Source organism: Sulfitobacter sp. EE-36 (genome assembly GCF_000152605.1).
Taxonomy (GTDB): domain Bacteria; phylum Pseudomonadota; class Alphaproteobacteria; order Rhodobacterales; family Rhodobacteraceae; genus Sulfitobacter; species Sulfitobacter pontiacus.
This window is the reverse complement of sequence record NZ_CH959310.1, coordinates 480,239-498,888: the sequence shown is the minus strand read 5'-3', so window position 1 is coordinate 498,888 and position 18,650 is coordinate 480,239. Positions and strand designations below refer to the sequence as shown.

Below are 18,650 nucleotides of genomic sequence, written 5' to 3'. Positions count from 1 at the left end.
GGGCAGCGGTAGGGGTGAGCCTGTAGGGGCGCTGCCCCCGCAGCCTTTGGCTGCTCCCCCGGGATTTAGGCCATTGGAAGCAGGCAAAACAAAAGCGCCCCCGGTGATGGGGGCGCTTTGCGGTTCATTGATGCGCTGTGGGTCTTAGGCGACTTCGAATTCGAGCTCTTTGACCTGTTTGAACAGACCTGTATCACGCAGGTCTTTCAGCGCTTTCTCGGGCAGAGGGCCGTCAATATAGAGCAAGGCAATCGCTTCCCCTTTGGCGGTGGACCGGCCGAGGGTGAAGTTCGCGATGTTTACGTCGTTTGCCCCCAGGGTCTGACCCAGCGTCCCGATGATGCCGGGCACGTCGTTGTTGGTGGTGTAAAGCATATGCGCACCAACTTCGGCTTCGATATTGATGCCTTTGATCTGGATGAAGCGTGGTTTGCCATCCGAGAACACGGTGCCCGCGATCGACCGCTCACGTTTCTCGGTGACAACGGTCACTTTCACATAGCCGTTGAAGACACCGGATTTGTCCTGATTGGTGGTGCTGATCTGGATGCCTTTTTCGCGCGCAACAACGGGGGCGCTGACCATGTTCACGTCGGGGTTGGCACGTTTCATGATGCCCGCCACGACCGCGCAGTTCAGCGCGTTCAGGTTCATCTCGGACACCTGACCGTCGTAAAGGATGTTGATCGCCTTCACGGCTTCATCCGTCATCTGGCCAATGAAGGCCCCAAGGTGACCCGCCAAAGTGATCCACGGGCCCATGACCTTTGCCTCTTCGGCGGTGACGGACGGCATGTTCAGGGCGTTTGTGACGGCACCGGTCAGCAGGTAGTCGGACATCTGTTCAGCGACCTGAAGTGCCACGTTTTCCTGTGCTTCCGTCGTGGCGGCCCCAAGGTGGGGGGTGCAGACGACGTTGGGTAGGCCGAACAGCGGGTTTTCGGTCGCGGGCTCTTCCTTGAAAACGTCGAAGGCTGCGCCAGCGACATGGCCGGATTTCAGCGCTTCGGCCAATGCTTCTTCGTCGACCAGACCGCCGCGGGCACAGTTGATGATCCGCACACCTTTTTTGGTTTTCGCCAAGGCTTCCTTGGACAGGATATTTGCGGTTTGATCCGTGTAAGGCACGTGCAACGTTATGAAGTCCGCGCGCGCCAGGAGATCGTCCAGCTCGACTTTCTCGACACCCATCTTCTTGGCTTTTTCTTCGCTCAGGAAGGGGTCATAGGCCGCGACTTTCATCTTCAGCCCGCGGGCGCGATCGCAGACGATGCCGCCGATGTTGCCGGCACCGATTACGCCAAGGGTTTTACCCGTAAGCTCGACCCCCATGAATTTGGACTTTTCCCATTTGCCGGCATGGGTGGAGGCCGATGCCTCGGGGATTTGACGGGCAACGGCGAACATCATCGCAATCGCGTGTTCTGCCGTGGTGATCATGTTGCCGAAGGGGGTGTTCATGACGATGACACCCTTTTTCGAGGCCGCATCCTTGTCGATGTTATCGGTGCCGATACCGGCGCGGGCGATCACCTTGAGGTTGGTCGCATTGGCGAGGATCTTTTCGGTCACTTTCGTCGCGGACCGGATGGCGAGCCCGTCGTAATCGCCGATCACGGCGGCAAGCTTGTCCTTGTCTTTGCCAAGATCGGGTTGGAAGTCGACGTCAATGCCGCGGTCTTTGAAGATTTGAACGGCGGCGTCCGAGAGTTTGTCGGAAATAAGCACTTTGGGGGCCATGATTGGCGCTCCTTTTTTGAATAGAAGGGGGGCGTGGGTTAGCCACCCGCCTGGCGTGATCGCCAAGCGGGGAACCCGAAATTAAGCGTTGATCTCGGCTTCGAAAGCCCATTCCAACCAAGGCAGCATGGCCTGGATGTCAGAGGTTTCGACGGTGCCGCCGCACCAGATCCGCAGACCGGCAGGGGCATCGCGGTAGGCGCCGATGTCCAATGCGACATCCTCGTCCGCGAGACGTTTCGCGACAGCTTTTGCGAAGGCTGCGCCGTCTGTGATCCGGTCGTCATTGAATTTCAGGCAGACCGATGTGTTCGACCGTGTCGCCGGATCAACCGCGAGGAATTCGATCCAGTCATGCGTGTCCACAAAATCCGTGATCGCTGCCGTATTCGCATCGGCGCGCGCGATCAGACCTTGCAGGCCGCCGACGGATTTCGCCCAATCAAGCGCCAGCAGGTAATCTTCAACGCAAAGCATTGAAGGCGTGTTGATCGTCTCGCCCTTGAAAATCCCGTCGATTAGCTTGCCACCTTTGGTCAGGCGGAAGATCTTGGGCAGGGGCCAAGCAGGCGTATAGTTTTCAAGCCGCTCGACAGCACGAGGGCTGAGGATCAGCATGCCGTGTGCTGCTTCGCCGCCCAGAACTTTCTGCCAGCTGAATGTCGTCACATCCAGTTTGTCCCACGGCAGATCCATAGCGAAGGCGGCCGATGTCGCATCGCATAGTGTCAGCCCCTTGCGGTCGGCAGGGATAACATCGCCCGTTGGGACGCGCACGCCAGAGGTTGTCCCGTTCCAAGTGAAGCACACGTCGTTGTCGTAGTTCAACGCCGACATGTCGACAATTTGACCATAATCCGCGGTATGTACCGTATGCTCGATCTTGAGCTGTTTCACGGCGTCGGTCACCCAGCCTGCGCCGAAGGATTCCCATGCGACCATTTCCGCAGGGCGTTCGCCCAGCAACGACCACATCGCCATTTCATAAGCGCCAGTGTCAGACGCCGGAACGATGCCGATCTTATAATCGGCAGGCACGCCCAGAATTTCGCGGGTGGTTTCAATTGTTTCAAGCAATTTCGCTTTGCCCGGTGCCGCGCGGTGGCTACGCCCCAAAGGCGCGCTCGCAAGCTTGGTCAGGTCATAAACGGGGGGTTTGGCGCACGGGCCAGAGGAAAAACGCGGATTCGTGGGCCGCGAGGTCGGTGTCGTAATAGCCATGTAGCTACCCTTTCAGATAAGCGCCCTTCGTTGGGGAAGGGTGTCCCACGTGCTGGAATACGCGGGGCGAAAGGGCGCGGCAAGCCCTCAAATCAAGCAAGATTGATGCAAATACCGGGTAATTGGCTGAACCAACCGGTGATGTTTCCTATTGGAGACAACTTAAGGCGACGGCGCTTCGGAATTAACTTCATGTTCACCCGTGGCTGCCAAAACGGAGGCCAATCTGATTCTGATGTTGAAGGACCTATGCCCGAACCGCCCGTGCGTCATATCTTGATCGTGGTTGAAAACCTACCAGTGCCGCTCGATCGCCGGGTCTGGCTGGAAGCGACGACGTTGGTCCGCGCAGGCTACCAGGTCTCTATCATTTCGCCCACGGGTCAGGGATGGGTTGCGCCATTTGAACGGCGCGAAGGCGTGGATATTTACCGGTACCCCGCTGTTCCTGAAACCGGAGGCGGCACGGTTTCATATGCTAGGGAATATGCTAGCGCAATCTGGCATTGGTTTCGGCTTGCGCGGCGTATTTGGCGGCAAAACCCTTTTCAGGCGATCCACGGGTGCAATCCACCTGATCTGATCTGCCTTCTTGCCATGTGGTACCGACGCAAGGGTGTTTCTTATGTGTATGACCAGCACGATGTCTGCCCAGAACTTTTTGTCGCCAAGTTTGACAAACAAGGCGTAGGTTACCACGTCATGCGAAAGTGTGAATTGCTCAGCTACCGTGCTGCATCGGTGGTGATATCCCCGAATGAAAGCTTTCGCCAAATCGCGATGACACGGGGTGGCAAATGCCACGACGACATATTCGTTGTGCGCTCCGCTCCGAACCTGACGGATTTTACGCTCGGGCCAGGGTCGCAGAGATACCGGCGCGAGGGAGAGACGCTGCTTGGGTATGTCGGCGTGATCGGACAGCAGGAGGGAATGGATCTGTTGCTTTCCGCGGCGCATCACCTTGTGACTTCGGGCACGCGCGATATCCACTTTTTGATTATCGGCTTTGGTCCCTCATTGCCTGACATGAAACGTCAGGTCGATGACCTTGGGCTGACGGGTTACTTCACGTTCACCGGCGCACTTTATGGCCGCGCTTTGGTGGACGCTTTGAACACGATAGATATGGGGCTTGCCCCAGATCCCTGCAATGCGATGAACGACATATCATCAATGAACAAAGTGGTTGAATACATGGCGCTGGGCAAACCTGTCGTTCAGTTCGACCTGACCGAAGGTCGGCGCACCGCCGAAACGGCCTCCCTCTACGCGGCTTCAAATGATCCGATTCGATTTGCCGATTGCATTAAACAACTCATCGACGATCCGTCATTAAGAGCGGCGATGGGGAAGGCCGGGCGCGAGAGGGTCGTGAATGCGCTGGCATGGTCTTCGTCCGAACCGCATCTCTTGGCGGCATATATGCGACTTTGCGACAAGCGCCTGCGCTGAGTGGCCGGCGCAAACCATAGTTTACCGTAAATTACATCATGCAGTGGAACGGGTTTATAGCCGTCTTCGCGTTTGGAACGCGTCATGATGAACGGCTTTTCTACACAGTCATTCAAATTGGATGTTTTTCCTTAACCCCGTAGTAAGCCTGTCCCCATAACCATTGAAGCATCGACCTTTCCCCGGGCCTGAGCCGAAGAAGGAGTTTCCGGTGCATCATACAAATGTCTTTAAACGCCAAGCCTATCCACGCGTGGACACCCTGCAGCGGAGCGATCTGCATCGGGAGCTTTATCGTCTATATGGCAAGCGCTGTTTTGACATCGTCTTTTGCATTTTATCTGCACCGATCGTGGTTCTCGTGATCTGCCTTCTTGCCTGTCTTGTGGCAGCAACTGGGCAGTCTCCGTTCTTCACCCAGGAACGCGTCGGTAAAGATGGGCGGGTCTTCAAGATGTGGAAGCTGCGAACAATGCACCCCCACGATCCACACTCGCTAAGAGACTATTTAGCACAAAATCCAAAGGCCAGGGATGAATGGCGACAAAACCAGAAGCTGCGTCACGATCCCCGTGTCACAACGGTGGGCCGGTTCTTGCGGTGCACGTCACTGGATGAACTGCCCCAGTTCGTAAACGTGCTGAGAGGAGAGATGAGCCTCGTCGGGCCCCGACCCATGTTGGTGTCTCAAAGGGGGCTTTATCAGGGTGATCACTACGAAAGCCTGCGGCCGGGGATCAGTGGGAACTGGCAGGTCTCATCCCGGAACAGAGCAAGGTTTTCAGAGCGCGCAGTTTTCGACACGCAATACTTCAGCACCCTGTCACTGTCCGAGGATCTGCGAATACTAAAGGCAACCGTGGGTGTCGTATTGCGGGCGACGGGGTGCTGAAGCTGGCGACGGTTGATCGCGGGCCTGCCCTTAGTGTCGTGATCGTCAGCTACAACACGCGGGAATTGACGCTTAGGGCGATTGAAACGCTGTATGAACACACGCAGTTGACTCAATTTGAGTGTATTGTTTGGGATAACGCCTCCTCTGACGGTTCGGCAGACGCGATAGCTGCGGCGTTTCCGCAGGTCCGGCTGGTCCGCTCGGCGCAGAATTTGGGCTTCGCGCGCGCGAATAATCTTGCCGCGCAGCAGTGTTGTTCCGATTATCTACTGTTGCTGAACCCTGATACCGAACTTCATACCGATGCGGTCGATCAACTCGTCGCCTTTGCGCGCGAAAATCCGCAGGCGGGGATATGGGGTGGGCGCACCATTTTTGCTGACGGGTCGCTTAACATCGCGTCTTGTTGGGCGCGGCCCACTGTGGCCAGCCTGTTGCTCAAAGCGACCGGGCTCAGCACAGCTTTCCCGCGCAGCGCGGTGTTTAACCCCGAAGCCTATGGGCGCTGGCCGCGGGATTCTGTGCGCCCTGTCGATATCGTTGTGGGGTGTTTTCTGTTGATCGACCGTTCCTTGTGGCATCAACTGGGCGGCTTTTCGGAGAAATATTTCATGTATGGCGAGGATGCCGATCTTTGCCTGCGCGCGATTCACTTGGGACATCAGCCGTTGATCACGCCGAAGGCGCAGATTGTGCATCATGTCGGGGCCTCTACCACGGTGACAGAGGTAAAGGCGATCGCGGTGATGACATCGCGTGCGTCATTGGTCCGCGATCACTGGCCTGCGTGGCAACAGGGAGCGGGGGTCTTTCTGATGTGGCTTTGGTCGGCGCTGCGGTATTTGGCCACGCGGCCGTTCGTGGCTTCGCGCAATGCGCAAAGACGGGCGCGGGCGGCGCATTGGGCGGCGGTCTGGGCCGCCCGCAAAACATGGTTGCGGGGGTATGATCAAGCATAGCGTTGCAACAGTTCCTTCGCCCAAAGCGTCGGAGAATACCGTTCGACATCGTGGATACGCGCAGGGGCAAAACGCCCCAGGTAGCCAGAGGTGACAGAGAAGGTCGAGCGGCGGGAATAGATCAGGTGATCACAACGCGACAATTGCCACATGTCGATCAGGGCATTTTCCGCCTCTTGCAGCGGGTTGCATGTTGTATCCGGCCCATGCAAACGCGCGCCGGCAAGGCCTAGCCGTTTGGGATGGGTTATGACCCTGTCGAACGCACGCTTCAAACGATCCTCGATTTCGGCACTGTCCGTCGCAAGAAAGACAGTTGCGTTCGGATGGCGGGCCTTTAGCTGCTCCAGGGTCTTTAGCACCGGGCCAAGCGGGATTTTTCGATCGGTGAACCTGATATGAACCCCGATGCTTGGCAGTTTTTCCGTGGGGCGCATGTGCGATAGCGCATGGCGGACCCGTGCGTTGGGGGTAAAATAGCGGCCAAGATAATCGGCGAAAATCTCGCGCTCCCCCCGTTTAGCAAAGCGTGTATCCCGGCGCAGGTTTTGTCGCATGCGGCCCAGCTTTGGCAGGTAAGACCAATAGACCGCCACCGCCTGAGACTGGTCCAGCCGCTTGAGGTCCACGCAAAGCCGCCGATAGCCCCAGGGGTTTGAGTGTGACCGCGGCATATAGGTGTCGATCATGTCTTGGGGCTGGCGATGCAGATTGCCAGCCCAGATCGCGGGGCAAACATCGGCCCCGTCATCCATTGTGGCACCCCCAATCGCTTCGTCCCCGATCGGAGACTGGAACAGCAGCGGATAAGCGTTTTCGCCAAGCGGCGCATAGCTGCCGTCGCGCCAGTCGATCACTGGTTTGCGGCCGGATAGATCGGCGTAAACCAGACCCGAGATCGCAGACAGGACGCGGTTGCCCAATCCGCCTTTTCCTTTGATCACCAGTGTTTTTGACTGCATCCGTCGATACACACCCTCCGCTTATCGTTTGACGCTCACCATCGCGCAGATGTCTTTCCAAAGTCTTAACTGGCCTAGAGCAGACACCGGAATCTGCAACGAGATCGAATAAAATCCATATCACCGCTTGACCTTCCATTAACTGGAAGCCCTATCTGAGGGGCAAGACACCCCGAGGAGACGGCTGATGGGCGATGTAGTTGCGATAAATTTTGGAATTGGAGGTATGAATTGCGCCTCTTGCGTGGGGCGGGTCGAGACCGCGCTTGGGCGCGTGGAGGGTGTGCAGGACGCCCGCGTGAACCTCGCCTCGGAAACGGCGTCGCTGCAGGTGGCATCGGGTTTCGACCCCAAGGATGCCGTCGCCGCACTTGCGACCGCAGGCTACCCCGCCACCGTACAAACGCGGCGCTATGGCATTGAAAACATGTCCTGTGCATCCTGCGTCGGGCGGGTCGAACGCGCCTTGGCGGCCGTGCCGGGTGTGGTCGATGTCAGCGTCAACCTCGCCCGGGAAGAGGCCGTGGTGCAGTCGCTTAGCGCAGAGCCGGATGCCGCCATTGTGCAGGCTGCGCAAGCCGCGGGCTACCCCGCCACCCCTGTGACGGACACCGCATCTTCCCCCGCGCCAGACCGCAAGGTTGAAGAAGCCGCGCATCTTAAGCGTATGACGCTGCTGGCCGCGGCGCTGACCCTGCCGGTGTTTGTGCTCGAGATGGGCGGCCATATGATCCCCGCGTTCCACCATTGGGTGATGTCGACGCTGGGACAGCAGCTGAGCTGGTCGATCCAGTTCGTACTGACCACCATCGTTCTGGCATGGCCCGGGCGGCGCTTTTTTGTCACCGGCGTGCCAGCGCTGTTGAAACGCACGCCTGACATGAACTCTCTGGTGTTTCTGGGGGCCACGGCGGCATGGGGCTTTTCCACCGTGGCGCTGTTCTTGCCACAGTTGCTGCCCGCCGGTGCGCAAGCGGTCTATTTCGAAGCCGCCGCGATGATCGTCACGCTGATCCTGCTGGGGCGCACGCTAGAGGCGCGGGCCAAGGGCCAAACCGGGCAAGCGATCCGCAAACTGGTCGGGCTGCGCCCCAAAACCGCGCGGGTAGAGCGGGACGGCAAGGTGTCAGAGGTTGCGATCGACGCGATCACCGTCGGCGATCTGATCCATGCGCGCCCCGGTGAAAAGATCGCCGTAGACGGGACCGTGACACGTGGCAGTTCCTATGTCGATGAAAGCATGATCACCGGCGAACCCGTGCCCGTCGAAAAGCTGCCCGACACGCGTGTGGTCGGGGGGACGGTGAATGGCACCGGCGCGCTGGTCTACCGCGCGACCCATGTGGGCGCGGACACGACCCTGTCGCAGATCGTGCGCATGGTCGAGGATGCCCAAGGCGCCAAGCTGCCCGTACAGGATATGGTCAACCGCATCACCATGTGGTTCGTGCCCGTCGTCATGGCGATTGCCGCGGCCACCTTCCTTGTCTGGCTGGCGTTCGGGCCGCAGCCGTCCCTGGGGCACGCTTTGGTGGCAAGCGTCGCGGTGCTGATCATCGCCTGCCCCTGTGCGATGGGGCTGGCCACGCCGACCTCTATCATGGTGGGCACAGGGCGAGGGGCCGAGATGGGCGTGCTGTTCCGCAAGGGGGACGCGCTGCAGGTCTTGGCCGAGGTCGATACCATCGCGCTTGATAAAACCGGCACGCTGACCGCCGGTCGGCCTGAGGTGACGGATCTGGATGTCTTCAACGGCTGGTCGCAGGCCGATGCGTTGCGGCTCGTCGCGTCGGTCGAGGCGCAGTCAGAGCACCCGATTGCCAGCGCCATCCTGCGCCATGCCGAAAAACAGGGGCTGTCGCTGTCAGCGGTGACCTCTTTTGCCTCGCAAACCGGCCACGGTGTGCGCGCCGAGGTCGAGGGACGTCGCGTGCTTGTCGGGGCGGACCGTTTCATGGAGGCCGAAGGGGTCTCTCTCGCCGCGGCAGAGGGGCGGTCGGCAGCATGGGGGGCAGAGGGCAAGACACCGCTTTTCGCGGCCGTGGATGGGGCGCTTGTCGCGATGATCGGCGTCGCCGACCCGATCAAGGAAACGACGCCCCAAGCGCTGGAGGCACTGCATGAAGCGGGGCTGAAAATCGCCATGATCACCGGTGACAACAAGGCGACGGCGCAGGCGATTGCCGACCGTTTGGGGATCGATACCGTGGTCGCCGAAGTGCTGCCCGACGGCAAGGTCGCCGCGCTGGAGGACCTGCAACAGGCGGGCCACAAGGTCGCCTTTGTCGGGGACGGGATCAATGATGCGCCCGCGCTGGCGGGGGTCGACGTGGGTATTGCCATCGGTACCGGAACGGATGTCGCCATCGAAGCGGCCGACGTGGTGCTGATGTCGGGCGATCTGCAAGGGGTGGTGAACGCCCTGCACATCAGCCAGCACACCATGCGCAATATCCGCCAGAACCTCTTCTGGGCCTTTGGCTATAACGCGCTGCTGATCCCTGTTGCAGCCGGTGTGCTCTATCCGCTGTTCGGCGTGCTGTTGTCGCCCGTGCTTGCCGCCGCCGCCATGGCGTTGTCGAGCGTCTTTGTCCTGTTCAACGCCCTGCGCCTGCGGTGGATCGCCGCCGCAGCAACCGCCTAATTCAACGAAAGGAGACGTCTATGAACATCGGTGACGTGTCGAAAAGCGCAGGTCTGCCTGCCAAGACCATCCGCTACTACGAAGACATCGGTCTGATCACGCCCGCGCGTGACACCAACGGGTATCGCAGCTTTTGCGACAGCGACGTGCATAAGCTGACGTTTCTGGGCCGTGCGCGGGCCTTGGGCTTCACGATCGAGAATTGCCGCGACCTGCTGGCGCTTTGGGATGATCAGGATCGCGCCAGCGCCGATGTCCGTGCCATCGCCCAGCAACATTTGGCGCAGATCGAAAGCAAGATCGCGGACCTGCAAGATATTCGTCAGACCTTGACCCATCTGGTGCATGAATGCGCTGGCGATGACCGCCCCGACTGCCCGATCTTGCAACGGCTCGAAAAGCTGTAGCGCGCGTGTCTACCGGCGCAGCAGGTAGATATCCATGATCCAGCCATGGGCGGCGCGTGCCTCTGCCCGTGTTGCGATGATGCGGTCGCAGACCTGATCCAGCGGGCCTGCGATGCGACGCTCGTTCGGCATGCCGGCATAGGCGGTCCACCAGATGTGGACGTCGCTGTGCTGCCGCAACACCTCGAAGGCGCAGGTGCCGTCCAGCATGACGGCAATCGTATCTACATCCTGCGGCCAGCCATGATCGCGCAGCTGCCGACCGGTGGTGATGGTGACGGGATTGCCGATGGTGTTCAGCGGGATCGCATGGCCCGCCGTCAGTACCTGAAGCGAGGTGATCCCCGGCACGACATCGACGGCGAGTGTGACGACCTTTTGCAACCGCTCCGCAATGCGCAGGGTGCTGTCATACAGCGACGGATCCCCCCAGACGAGGAAACCGACACGGCCGCCTTGGGGCAGGGTGCGCTGCATCTCGGCCAGCCAGACCTGTGCAATGGCATCATGCCAATCGTGGACGCCCGCGTGATAATCAGGGTTGGCGGCGTCGCGTTTGGGCAGGGTGAATTCGTGAATATCAGGCCCGTCCGACCGCAGCACCTGGGCGCAAATCTCGTGCCGCAGGCCGGCCAGATCATCCTTGCCCGCGCCCTTGGACGGAATCAGGATCACATCGCAGGCATTCAACGCGTCGATGGCTTGTAATGTCAGGTGTTTGGGATTGCCGGACCCGATGCCGATCAGTGAAAGCGTAAACATCTTGAGGCTCCGGCAGGGGGTGACGCGGCCCGCAGAATAGGGGGCCGCGTCGGGTCTTGGATTATTCAGCGGCAGTCTGTGTCAGACGCTTGGTGAACAGCGCGCTGCCCGCGAAATCGCGCAGGGTTTTCGCGGCGGCGAGCACGGCCAGATCCACCAGCGGCTCGATCAGGATGACCATCATATAGGCCCCGCCAAAGCTGGCCACAGCGGCGATGTTGCTGGCGGCAAAGCCCTGACCGTAGATGGCCCAGAAGGCGACCCAGCCCACAACGCCCGCCTGAAACGCGGTCGACAGCTTGAGCGCTTGAACATAGGTCAGATCAACATAGGCGGTATTGGGTGCGATGATGCGTTTGGCCAGCGCCGAGACCATGAACAAGGGCACCAGCAGCGTGGTGACGTTCATCGTGTATTGCGGCAGGTCGATGGGGGCAAAGAACACGCCCTGCGCCAGCAGACCAAGTGCCAGACCGGCAGCCGCAGGGGCCACGCCGAACAGCAGGAACAGGGTCGACCCGAGGATCAGGTGCACTTCGCTCACGCCCACGGGGAAATGCGGGAAGACCTGGAAAAAGACAAAGGTCAGCGCGGTGGCCACCACGGCCCCGCTCGCAAAAGGCACGACGCCTTTCTCACGGACAGAGTCCATTGCGGTTTTCGCGGTATAGGCCGCAGCACCGGCGGCGGTGCCATAGGACAGGACCAGCTTGGCGCCGGTCACGACTTCGGGTTCGATATGCATATTCAGGTCTCCTTACCGTCTTCCCCGACGGCATAATGTGAAAGCCGCCCCGGGGGGGCAGCCAGTTGGATCGGGGATCATCCCCATGACGGCAGGTCTCCTGACTTTGTGCGTCCATGCGTGCCGCGCCTTCCCAGGCGGTGTGGCCCAGTGGCAATGCGGGTTGCTCTTCACTTACAGGTGCGGGGGCAGTTCCGGATTTGGCACCTTTGCTTTGGCACCGCACCGTATTCCCTTTTCACCCCGATTGCCCGAAGGCGCACGGGGAACCGTCCGGAATAGGTGGTCATTTTCGGGTTGGTTTTGTCAAGTCATCTATTCGGTCAACGGCCCGTAAAGGATCAGCGCAGGCGCTGACGTTGCGGGATCCAGTGGCAGATGGGCAAGGCTTTCAACCGTGTGGCGGCTCAGCTTTTGATCGGGGGTCGATACCGCCTCTGCCAGCAGGGCAGGGGTCGAGGGCGGCAAGCCCGCCGCGATCAGCCGCGCGGCGAAACCCGCAAAGGTGCGGCGGCCCATGTAGACGACCGTGGTCGCCGTAGGGTCGGCCAGCGCCGCCATGTTCAGATCTTCGGGCAAGGCCCCCGATTCGCCGTGGCCGGTGATGAATTGCACCCGCCGCGCGGTCAGCCGCCGTGTCAGTGGGATCATCGCTGCCGCCGCCGCCGAAGACGCTGCCGTCACACCGGGGATGATCTCGAAGGCGACGCCTGCCGCTTTCAGCGCGGTCAGCTCTTCTTCAAGCCGGCCAAACACGCCCGCGTCCCCGCTTTTGAGCCGCACCACCCGCGCGCCGGTCAATGCGTGTTCGACCAGCAAACGGCTCACGTGATCCTGCTTCGGAGACAGCCGTCCGGCGCGTTTGCCCACCCCGATCAAATCCGCCTCGGGCGAGACATGTTCAAGGATCGGACCCGCCGACAGATCGTCGAACAGCACGACTTCGGCCTCTTGCAACCGCTTTACCGCCTTCACGGTCAGCAGCTCGGGATCACCCGGACCGGAGGAGACGAAAGAGACGAAACCGCTCATGATGCCCCCGCAATCAGGTGAAAGAAGGTGCCCGTCGCATGGCCGCGGCGCGAGCCTGTCTCGGGCACTTCGGCCCCATTGGCATCGACCACCCGCGCCAGCGGTGTATCGGGCTGCGACAGGATCGTAGAATAGTGGAATTCATGCCCCCGCAACCGCGCGCCCGCGTCATAGCCGGGGCCGGGTTCGTTCAGCGTGGCAAGCCGGTAGCCCAGATGCATCTTGCGCTTCTCGTAGCTGGTTTCCAGCCCCAGCAGCCCCGCCATCTGGTGCCGCACGCCTTCCTTGTCGACCAACCCGGCCCCCATCGCCATATAGCCCCCGCATTCCCCATGCACCGGGCGCGTCGTGGCGAATTGTTGCAGGCTGTCGCGGAACTGCGCGGCAGCGGCAAGGCGTCCGGCATGCAGCTCGGGATAGCCGCCGGGCAGCCAGCAGATGTCGGCGCTGTCGTCCGGTGCCTCATCCGCCAGCGGCGAGAAGGGCAACACCTGCGCACCCGCGGCGATCCAGTGGTCCAGCAAATGCGGATAGATGAACGAAAACGCGGCATCTTTGGCCAAAGCGATCCGTTGACCGGGGGGCGGGGGCAGCACATCTGGCCCGTCGGGAATACTGCGCCCTTGGGCGGCAGAGACGATCAGATCAAGGTCGATATGCTGCGCGATGAAATCACCTGCCGCATCCAGCAGCTTCATCAGCTCGGGCTGTTCCTCGGCCTGCACCAGACCCAAGTGGCGTTCCGGCAGCGTGACCGATCCCTGTCGGGGCAGCGCGCCCAGAACGGGGATGCCGACCTGCTCCATCCCCAGACGCAGCAGCGCCTCGTGACGGGGGCTGGCGACCTTGTTCAGCACCACACCCGCGACATGCACATCCGGGCGCATCGTCTTGAACCCAAGGGCGGTGGCCGCAGCCGATTGCGCCTGACCCGATACATCCAGCAGCAAAACCACCGGCCAGCCCGTCATGGCAGAGATATCCGCGCTCGCCCCGTTCGAGGTTTCCCCCGGTTGCGCCACACCATCAAACAGCCCCATTGACCCTTCGATCAGGGCCAGATCGCCGCCATGGGCGGTGCCGATCAGATTGCACAACACGCCCGATCCCATGGCCCAACTGTCGATATTATAGGACGACCGCCCGCAGGCCGCGCGGTGGAAGCCGGGGTCGATGTAATCCGGCCCGCTCTTGAACGGGCGCACGTCGACGCCGCGCCGGCTAAGCGCGTTGAGCAGGCCCAGCATCAAGGTGGTCTTGCCCGTGCCCGACGCCGGGGCCGAGATCATCAGGCCCTTGGGCAGTTGCGTAGTCTCCATCATTCTGTGCCCTCGGGAAAGCGCGGCTCTGTGCCGACGGGGCGGAAACGGCGGTCGTAATCGCCAGCGTACAGACAGCTTTCGCGGAACTCCTCTGCCGTCAGCGCGCGGCCCACAAGGATCAGCGCCGTGCGCCCGCGTTCGCCGTCGGTGGCGTCGATCACGCTGCCCAAGGTCGCCCGCACCACCCGTTGATCCGGCCAGCTTGCGCGCCAGACGATGGCGACGGGGCAGTCCTCTCCGTAATGAGGGGTGAGCCGCGCGACCACATCATCCAGCACATGTACCGACAGGTGGATCGCCAGCGTGGCACCCGTGGCGGCGAAATTCTCGAGCGTTTCACCCTCGGGCATGGCTGACGCCCGCCCAGATGTCCGAGTGAGAACAAGCGACTGCGCCACACCGGGCAGCGTCAGCTCGTTCCCCAAGGCAGCGGCGGCAGCGGCAAAGGCGGGCACGCCGGGGGTAATGTCATACTCGATGTCCAGCTCGCGCAAGCGGCGCAGCTGCTCGCCCATGGCGGACCAGACCGACAGATCACCCGAATGAAGCCGCGCCACATCCTGCCCCGCATCATCGGCGGTCTTGATTTCTGCCATGATCTCGTCCAGCGACAGCGACGCGGTGTTCACGATCTTCGCATCCGCAGGGCAGTAGGACAGCAGCTCAGACGGGACCAACGATCCGGCATACAGACACACAGGGCAGGCCGCGATCAGGTCGCGCCCTCGCAGGGTCAGCAGATCAGGGGCACCGGGGCCCGCGCCGATAAAGTGAACAGTCATGGGGCAATTCCTTCCGCGATAGCTACGGTGGCCATGCCATTGGGGCTGGTCACACGCAAGGTCGTCAATTTGGCACCGCGACCGGCAACGCGCAATGCGGCGGCCTCGGCAAGTGATCCGGTCCCGAAGCGCGCCTGCACGCGCGGTGACACGGTACGCGTCGGGATGTCTGCGATATCGGCTTCCGACAGTTCGATCAGCGGCAATCCCAGACTGTCGGCAAAACGCCGTAGCGCTGGCGTCACCTTGATCGCGAGGGTCGCGAGCGTGTCCGGCCTGCGCCGCGTCAGCGCAAGGGCCGCGTGTAAATCCGCCTCGGTCGCATCCGCGCGCAATCCTATGCCCGCGACGATCATCGGGTCACGCTCCATTGCAGTTGCGGGCGGCTGGGGTGCCAGCCCTGCATGGTCCCCAAGGGGGCCGCCTGCGCCAGATCAATCCGCAGTAGCTGCCCGCCGTGCATCCCATGCCAGCGGATCAGCAAGGCTTGGGTTTCAAGCGCCACCGCATTCGCCACAAGCCGCGTGCCCGGCGTGATCCTGTCCCAGATCGCCTGCAAGACATCCTCTGACGCGCCACCCCCCAGAAAGACCGCAGCGGGCAGGGGCAGATCGGCCAGCGCATCGGGGGCCGTGCCCTGCACGCAGCGCATCCGGCCCGCCAGACCAAAGCGGCGGGCGTTCTCGGTGATATTATCGCAGCGGCTTTCGCGCGGCTCGATTGCAATGGACTGCGCGTGCGGCGCGGCCAGACACCATTCAACAGAGACAGAGCCCGATCCGCCCCCCACATCCCACAGCAGCTCCCCCGCGCGGGGGGCCAACGCAGCCAGCGTCAACGCGCGCATGGGTGATTTGGTGATCTGGCTGTCATGGGCAAAAAGCGCCTCTGGCCGTCCGGGCGCGTGGCTGATACCCGCGCTACCCGACACCGCAATCGCCACCACCACAGGGGCGGCGACGCCGTCCAGGTCAAAAGTCGCAGCATCGGCCGTGCGCGCGATTTCACGCGGACCGCCAAGCGCCTCCATCACCGTCAGGCGGGACGCGCCGAAACCCTGCGCGGTCAGATAGCCTGCCAGCGTCGCAGGGGCCGCACCATCGCGCAATGTGCAGATCAGCCGCGCACCTGCCGCCAGATGGGGCAGCAACACCTCGAACGGGGCAGCATGCAGGCCAAGGGTCGTGACCTCCTCCAACCGCCAGCCAAGCCGCGCAGCGGCGAGCGTCATGCAGGACGGCGCGGGAAAGCAGCGCCATTCCGACGCGTCCAGCACCTGCGCCAGCGAACCGCCCACGCCGTGCCAGAAAGGATCACCCGAGGCGAGCACCACAACCGCACGCCCGCGATGTTCCAACACCGGCGCTACACTGAACGGCAACGGCCATTCGCGCCCCCGCGCGCCCGCGGCACAAAGCGCCAGATGCCGCGCCCCGCCAAAGATCACGTCGGCCTCTGCCAGCGCCTTTCGGCTTGCATCGGTCAGCCCGCCAAGGCCATCTTCGCCCAGACCAATCAGGGTCACCCAGGCAGCAACAGGATCAGCCATGACGCGCACCCTCATTCTTGGCGGCACGACAGAGGCCTCCAGCCTCGCGCGCGCGCTGGCCGACCGTGGCGATGATGCGCTGTTCAGCTATGCCGGACGCACGGCCGCCCCCGTGGCGCAGCCGCTGCCCACCCGCGTGGGTGGCTTTGGCGGCGTGGCCGGATTGCTGGCGTTTATCGCGCAGAACCATATCACCCGCGTGATCGACGCGACCCATCCCTTCGCCGCGCAGATGAGCCGTAACGCCCATGCCGCCAGCACGCAGGCAGGCATCCCGCTGGCCGCTTTTGAACGGGCCCCGTGGGCCGAGACTGTCGCCGACAATTGGACCCATCTGCCAAGTATCGAAGCCGCCGCCGCTGCGCTGCCGCAGGTGTCGACGCGGGTCTTTCTGGCCATCGGCAAGCAGGCGCTGTCCGTCTTTGCCAACCATCCGCAGCACCATTATCTGCTGCGGCTGGTGGACCAGCCCGCCGTGCCGCTGCCCTTGCCGCACACGACCGTGACCCTCGCCCGTGGACCCTTCGACGTGGCCGGAGACATCGCCCTGCTGCGCGACCACGGGACCAAGCTGATCATCGCCAAGAACGCCGGCGGCACGGGGGCCGAGGCCAAGCTTATCGCCGCGCGCGAACTGGGGCTGCGCGTGCTGATGATCCAGCGCCCCGCGGTGCCCCCTCGCACCACATTTGCGCGGCTCGACGATATCCTGGCGTGGCTTGATCATACGACGGACCGTGGCGTGTAGATATGTGTCCCGACGCGGCGGGTATCGGCGTTACCGACGATCACGACCGTGCGCATATCGGCCATCTCTGGCGTCGCTTCGGCCAGCGTGACGGTGCGCAATGTCTCGTCCGGATGGCTGACGTTGCGCGCGAAAGAGATCAAGGTCTCCGGCCCGCAGGCCTCGCGCAGAATATCAAGCGCGGTGGCGAACTGATGCGGCCGCGAAGCAGAGCGCGGGTTGTAGAACGCCATGGCAAACCCCGCTTCCCCCGCCAGCCGCAGCCGTTTTTCGATCAGCGACCAGGGTTTCAGATTGTCCGACAGGTTGATCGCGCAGAAATCATGCCCCAGCGGTGCCCCCAACCGCGCCGCCGCCGCGAGCATCGCGGTGATGCCGGGCAGGACGCGAATATCGATTGCCAGCCAGTCGTTCGGGCCTTTCTCCAACGCCTCGAACAGGGCAGAGGCCATGGCAAAGACCCCCGGATCGCCCGAAGACACCACCACCACACGCCGCCCCGCCGCCGCCATTTCAAGCGCATGTGCGGCGCGGTCCAGCTCTACCCGGTTGTCGCTTTCATGCAGGGTCAGCCCGTCGCGCGAGGCAATCCGGCGCACATAGGGGATGTAGCCGACGATATCGGTCGCCGCATCCACGGTGGCGCGCACCTCTGGCGTGACCAGCGCCTCGTCTCCGGGGCCAAGGCCGACAACGCGCACCCAGCCGGTCATGGTCGCCGTCCCTGACCATGCACGATCGCGATCGAGAAATAGGGCACGTCGGCCGGAACTTCCGTCAGCTTTTGCACCGTCTGCCCCGCCATCGTGCCTTTCTCGACCAGCCACGCGTCCTGCAACCGCCCTGCCTTGGTCAGTGCGCGCTTCAACTTATCAAGGTTGCGGCCAATCTTCATTACCACCAGCGCATCGGTATTGGCGGCCCGCGTGGCCAGCTCTTCCTCGTCCAGCGTCGCCATGAGCACCGTCAGCACATCATCGCCCCAAGTGATCGGATGCCCCGTCGCGGTCCAGCAGCCCGACATGCCTGTGATGCCGGGCACGATCTCGACCTCGGCGCGGCCCTGAAGGCGGCTGTGCAGATGCATGAACGACCCGTAAAAGAACGGGTCCCCTTCACAGAGCACGATTACATCTTCACTCTGCGCAAGGTCGGTCAAACGGTCAGCCCAATCGTCGTAGAAGGCCGACAGCAGGCGGTTGTATTCAGGATCGCTAAAGTGGATCTCTGTCGTGACGGGGTATTCCATCGCGTGTTCCACCGCCGTCTCGGCGATGATGCCGTCCACGATGGTGCGGGCCTGCCCGCGCCGTCCGGGTTTGCGGAAAAACGCGACGTGCTGCGCGCCGGTCAGCAAACGGTGCGCCTTGACGCTCATCAATTCGGGATCGCCGGGGCCAAGCCCGATGCAAATGACCTTGCCCATC

General features: G+C 62.1%; 18 protein-coding genes and 1 riboswitch. Of the genes, 6 read left to right on the top strand and 12 right to left on the bottom strand.

From position 1 onward, the window contains the following. Window positions 1-144: 144 nt before the first annotated feature. Window positions 145-1,740 (bottom strand): phosphoglycerate dehydrogenase, encoded by a 1,596-nt coding sequence (gene serA, locus EE36_RS05080; protein WP_005850112.1) that lies wholly within the window; start codon window positions 1,738-1,740, stop codon window positions 145-147. Window positions 1,741-1,821: 81 nt separating this feature from the next. Next, entirely contained in the window at window positions 1,822-2,961 is a 1,140-nt protein-coding gene (locus tag EE36_RS05075) for a phosphoserine transaminase (protein WP_005850110.1), read from the bottom strand. A gap of 105 nt (window positions 2,962-3,066) precedes the next feature. Here EE36_RS05075 and EE36_RS05070 point away from each other — a divergent pair, with 105 nt between their 5' ends. The 3 genes from EE36_RS05070 (at window position 3,067) to EE36_RS05060 (ending at window position 6,270) form a co-directional block, all read left to right on the top strand. Then, complete coding sequence (locus tag EE36_RS05070) at window positions 3,067-4,416, top strand: glycosyltransferase family 4 protein (protein WP_254655544.1); 1,350 nt, start codon at window positions 3,067-3,069, stop codon at window positions 4,414-4,416. 211 nt (window positions 4,417-4,627) lie between these two features. Then, entirely contained in the window at window positions 4,628-5,308 is a 681-nt protein-coding gene (locus EE36_RS05065; RefSeq protein ID WP_005850106.1) for a sugar transferase, read from the top strand. Further along, the gene (locus tag EE36_RS05060) at window positions 5,302-6,270 is read left to right on the top strand and encodes a glycosyltransferase family 2 protein (RefSeq protein ID WP_005850104.1); all 969 of its coding nucleotides are present in this window, start codon (window positions 5,302-5,304) and stop codon (window positions 6,268-6,270) included. The genes EE36_RS05065 and EE36_RS05060 overlap by 7 nt, the downstream gene beginning before the upstream one ends. On the opposite strand, the gene EE36_RS05055 is transcribed toward EE36_RS05060, so the two are convergent. After that, complete coding sequence (locus tag EE36_RS05055; protein ID WP_005850102.1) at window positions 6,261-7,232, bottom strand: NodZ family protein; 972 nt, start codon at window positions 7,230-7,232, stop codon at window positions 6,261-6,263. The two genes, EE36_RS05060 and EE36_RS05055, sit on opposite strands and share 10 nt — an antisense overlap. A 226-nt stretch (window positions 7,233-7,458) precedes the next feature. Here EE36_RS05055 and EE36_RS05050 point away from each other — a divergent pair, with 226 nt between their 5' ends. Further along, window positions 7,459-9,876: a heavy metal translocating P-type ATPase gene (locus tag EE36_RS05050; RefSeq protein ID WP_254655543.1), complete on the top strand. Its 2,418-nt coding sequence runs from the start codon at window positions 7,459-7,461 to the stop codon at window positions 9,874-9,876. A 20-nt stretch (window positions 9,877-9,896) separates the two neighbouring features. Beyond that, window positions 9,897-10,283 (top strand): Cu(I)-responsive transcriptional regulator, encoded by a 387-nt coding sequence (gene cueR / locus EE36_RS05045; RefSeq protein ID WP_005850098.1) that lies wholly within the window; start codon window positions 9,897-9,899, stop codon window positions 10,281-10,283. 9 nt (window positions 10,284-10,292) lie between these two features. Here cueR and cobF read toward each other — a convergent pair whose 3' ends face one another. The 7 genes from cobF to EE36_RS05010 all read right to left on the bottom strand — a co-directional run bounded on the left by cobF (window position 10,293) and on the right by EE36_RS05010 (window position 16,475). Further along, entirely contained in the window at window positions 10,293-11,045 is a 753-nt protein-coding gene (cobF, locus tag EE36_RS05040; RefSeq protein WP_005850096.1) for a precorrin-6A synthase (deacetylating), read from the bottom strand. A 61-nt stretch (window positions 11,046-11,106) separates the two neighbouring features. Then, entirely contained in the window at window positions 11,107-11,790 is a 684-nt protein-coding gene (locus EE36_RS05035) for an energy-coupling factor ABC transporter permease (RefSeq protein WP_005850094.1), read from the bottom strand. Window positions 11,791-11,862: 72 nt separating this feature from the next. Further along, window positions 11,863-12,079: riboswitch (cobalamin riboswitch) on the bottom strand. 26 nt (window positions 12,080-12,105) lie between these two features. Next, window positions 12,106-12,822, bottom strand: a complete 717-nt coding sequence (cobA, locus tag EE36_RS05030; RefSeq protein WP_005850092.1) for a uroporphyrinogen-III C-methyltransferase — start codon at window positions 12,820-12,822, stop codon at window positions 12,106-12,108. After that, on the bottom strand, window positions 12,819-14,144 hold the full coding sequence (locus tag EE36_RS05025; protein ID WP_039911596.1) for a cobyrinate a,c-diamide synthase: 1,326 nt from the start codon (window positions 14,142-14,144) through the stop codon (window positions 12,819-12,821). The genes cobA and EE36_RS05025 overlap by 4 nt, the downstream gene beginning before the upstream one ends. Next, window positions 14,141-14,926: a precorrin-4 C(11)-methyltransferase gene (gene cobM / locus EE36_RS05020; RefSeq protein ID WP_005850089.1), complete on the bottom strand. Its 786-nt coding sequence runs from the start codon at window positions 14,924-14,926 to the stop codon at window positions 14,141-14,143. Before cobM ends, EE36_RS05025 begins: the two co-directional genes overlap by 4 nt. Further along, the gene (locus tag EE36_RS05015) at window positions 14,923-15,297 is read right to left on the bottom strand and encodes a cobalamin biosynthesis protein (protein WP_254655542.1); all 375 of its coding nucleotides are present in this window, start codon (window positions 15,295-15,297) and stop codon (window positions 14,923-14,925) included. Before EE36_RS05015 ends, cobM begins: the two co-directional genes overlap by 4 nt. Beyond that, window positions 15,279-16,475 (bottom strand): bifunctional cobalt-precorrin-7 (C(5))-methyltransferase/cobalt-precorrin-6B (C(15))-methyltransferase, encoded by a 1,197-nt coding sequence (locus EE36_RS05010; protein ID WP_005850086.1) that lies wholly within the window; start codon window positions 16,473-16,475, stop codon window positions 15,279-15,281. Before EE36_RS05010 ends, EE36_RS05015 begins: the two co-directional genes overlap by 19 nt. On the opposite strand from EE36_RS05010, the gene EE36_RS05005 reads away from it, so the two are divergent. After that, a complete protein-coding gene (locus EE36_RS05005; protein ID WP_005850085.1) occupies window positions 16,474-17,223 on the top strand; it encodes a cobalt-precorrin-6A reductase in 750 nt (249 codons plus the stop codon). The genes EE36_RS05010 and EE36_RS05005 overlap by 2 nt on opposite strands. On the opposite strand, the gene cobJ is transcribed toward EE36_RS05005, so the two are convergent. Further along, window positions 17,199-17,936: a precorrin-3B C(17)-methyltransferase gene (gene cobJ / locus EE36_RS05000; protein ID WP_005850084.1), complete on the bottom strand. Its 738-nt coding sequence runs from the start codon at window positions 17,934-17,936 to the stop codon at window positions 17,199-17,201. The genes EE36_RS05005 and cobJ overlap by 25 nt on opposite strands. Further along, window positions 17,933-18,649 (bottom strand): precorrin-2 C(20)-methyltransferase, encoded by a 717-nt coding sequence (locus EE36_RS04995; protein WP_005850083.1) that lies wholly within the window; start codon window positions 18,647-18,649, stop codon window positions 17,933-17,935. The genes cobJ and EE36_RS04995 overlap by 4 nt, the downstream gene beginning before the upstream one ends. Between the last annotated feature and the right edge of the window lies 1 nt (window position 18,650).

Excerpts from the sequence above, each read along its gene's own strand:
- EE36_RS05025 (WP_039911596.1), bottom strand. The coding sequence starts at position 14,144 with ATGATGGAGACTACGCAACTGCCCAAGGGCCTGATGATCTCGGCCCCG.
- cobF (WP_005850096.1), bottom strand. The coding sequence starts at position 11,045 with ATGTTTACGCTTTCACTGATCGGCATCGGGTCCGGCAATCCCAAACAC.
- EE36_RS05005 (WP_005850085.1), top strand. The coding sequence starts at position 16,474 with ATGACGCGCACCCTCATTCTTGGCGGCACGACAGAGGCCTCCAGCCTC.
- cobA (WP_005850092.1), bottom strand. The coding sequence starts at position 12,822 with ATGAGCGGTTTCGTCTCTTTCGTCTCCTCCGGTCCGGGTGATCCCGAG.
- EE36_RS05050 (WP_254655543.1), top strand. The coding sequence starts at position 7,459 with ATGAATTGCGCCTCTTGCGTGGGGCGGGTCGAGACCGCGCTTGGGCGC.
- serA (WP_005850112.1), bottom strand. The coding sequence starts at position 1,740 with ATGGCCCCCAAAGTGCTTATTTCCGACAAACTCTCGGACGCCGCCGTT.
- EE36_RS04995 (WP_005850083.1), bottom strand. The coding sequence starts at position 18,649 with ATGGGCAAGGTCATTTGCATCGGGCTTGGCCCCGGCGATCCCGAATTG.
- EE36_RS05070 (WP_254655544.1), top strand. The coding sequence starts at position 3,067 with ATGCAAATACCGGGTAATTGGCTGAACCAACCGGTGATGTTTCCTATT.
- EE36_RS05075 (WP_005850110.1), bottom strand. The coding sequence starts at position 2,961 with ATGGCTATTACGACACCGACCTCGCGGCCCACGAATCCGCGTTTTTCC.
- EE36_RS05035 (WP_005850094.1), bottom strand. The coding sequence starts at position 11,790 with ATGCATATCGAACCCGAAGTCGTGACCGGCGCCAAGCTGGTCCTGTCC.
- EE36_RS05055 (WP_005850102.1), bottom strand. The coding sequence starts at position 7,232 with ATGCAGTCAAAAACACTGGTGATCAAAGGAAAAGGCGGATTGGGCAAC.
- EE36_RS05010 (WP_005850086.1), bottom strand. The coding sequence starts at position 16,475 with ATGGCTGATCCTGTTGCTGCCTGGGTGACCCTGATTGGTCTGGGCGAA.
- EE36_RS05015 (WP_254655542.1), bottom strand. The coding sequence starts at position 15,297 with ATGGAGCGTGACCCGATGATCGTCGCGGGCATAGGATTGCGCGCGGAT.
- cobM (WP_005850089.1), bottom strand. The coding sequence starts at position 14,926 with ATGACTGTTCACTTTATCGGCGCGGGCCCCGGTGCCCCTGATCTGCTG.
- cobJ (WP_005850084.1), bottom strand. The coding sequence starts at position 17,936 with ATGACCGGCTGGGTGCGCGTTGTCGGCCTTGGCCCCGGAGACGAGGCG.
- cueR (WP_005850098.1), top strand. The coding sequence starts at position 9,897 with ATGAACATCGGTGACGTGTCGAAAAGCGCAGGTCTGCCTGCCAAGACC.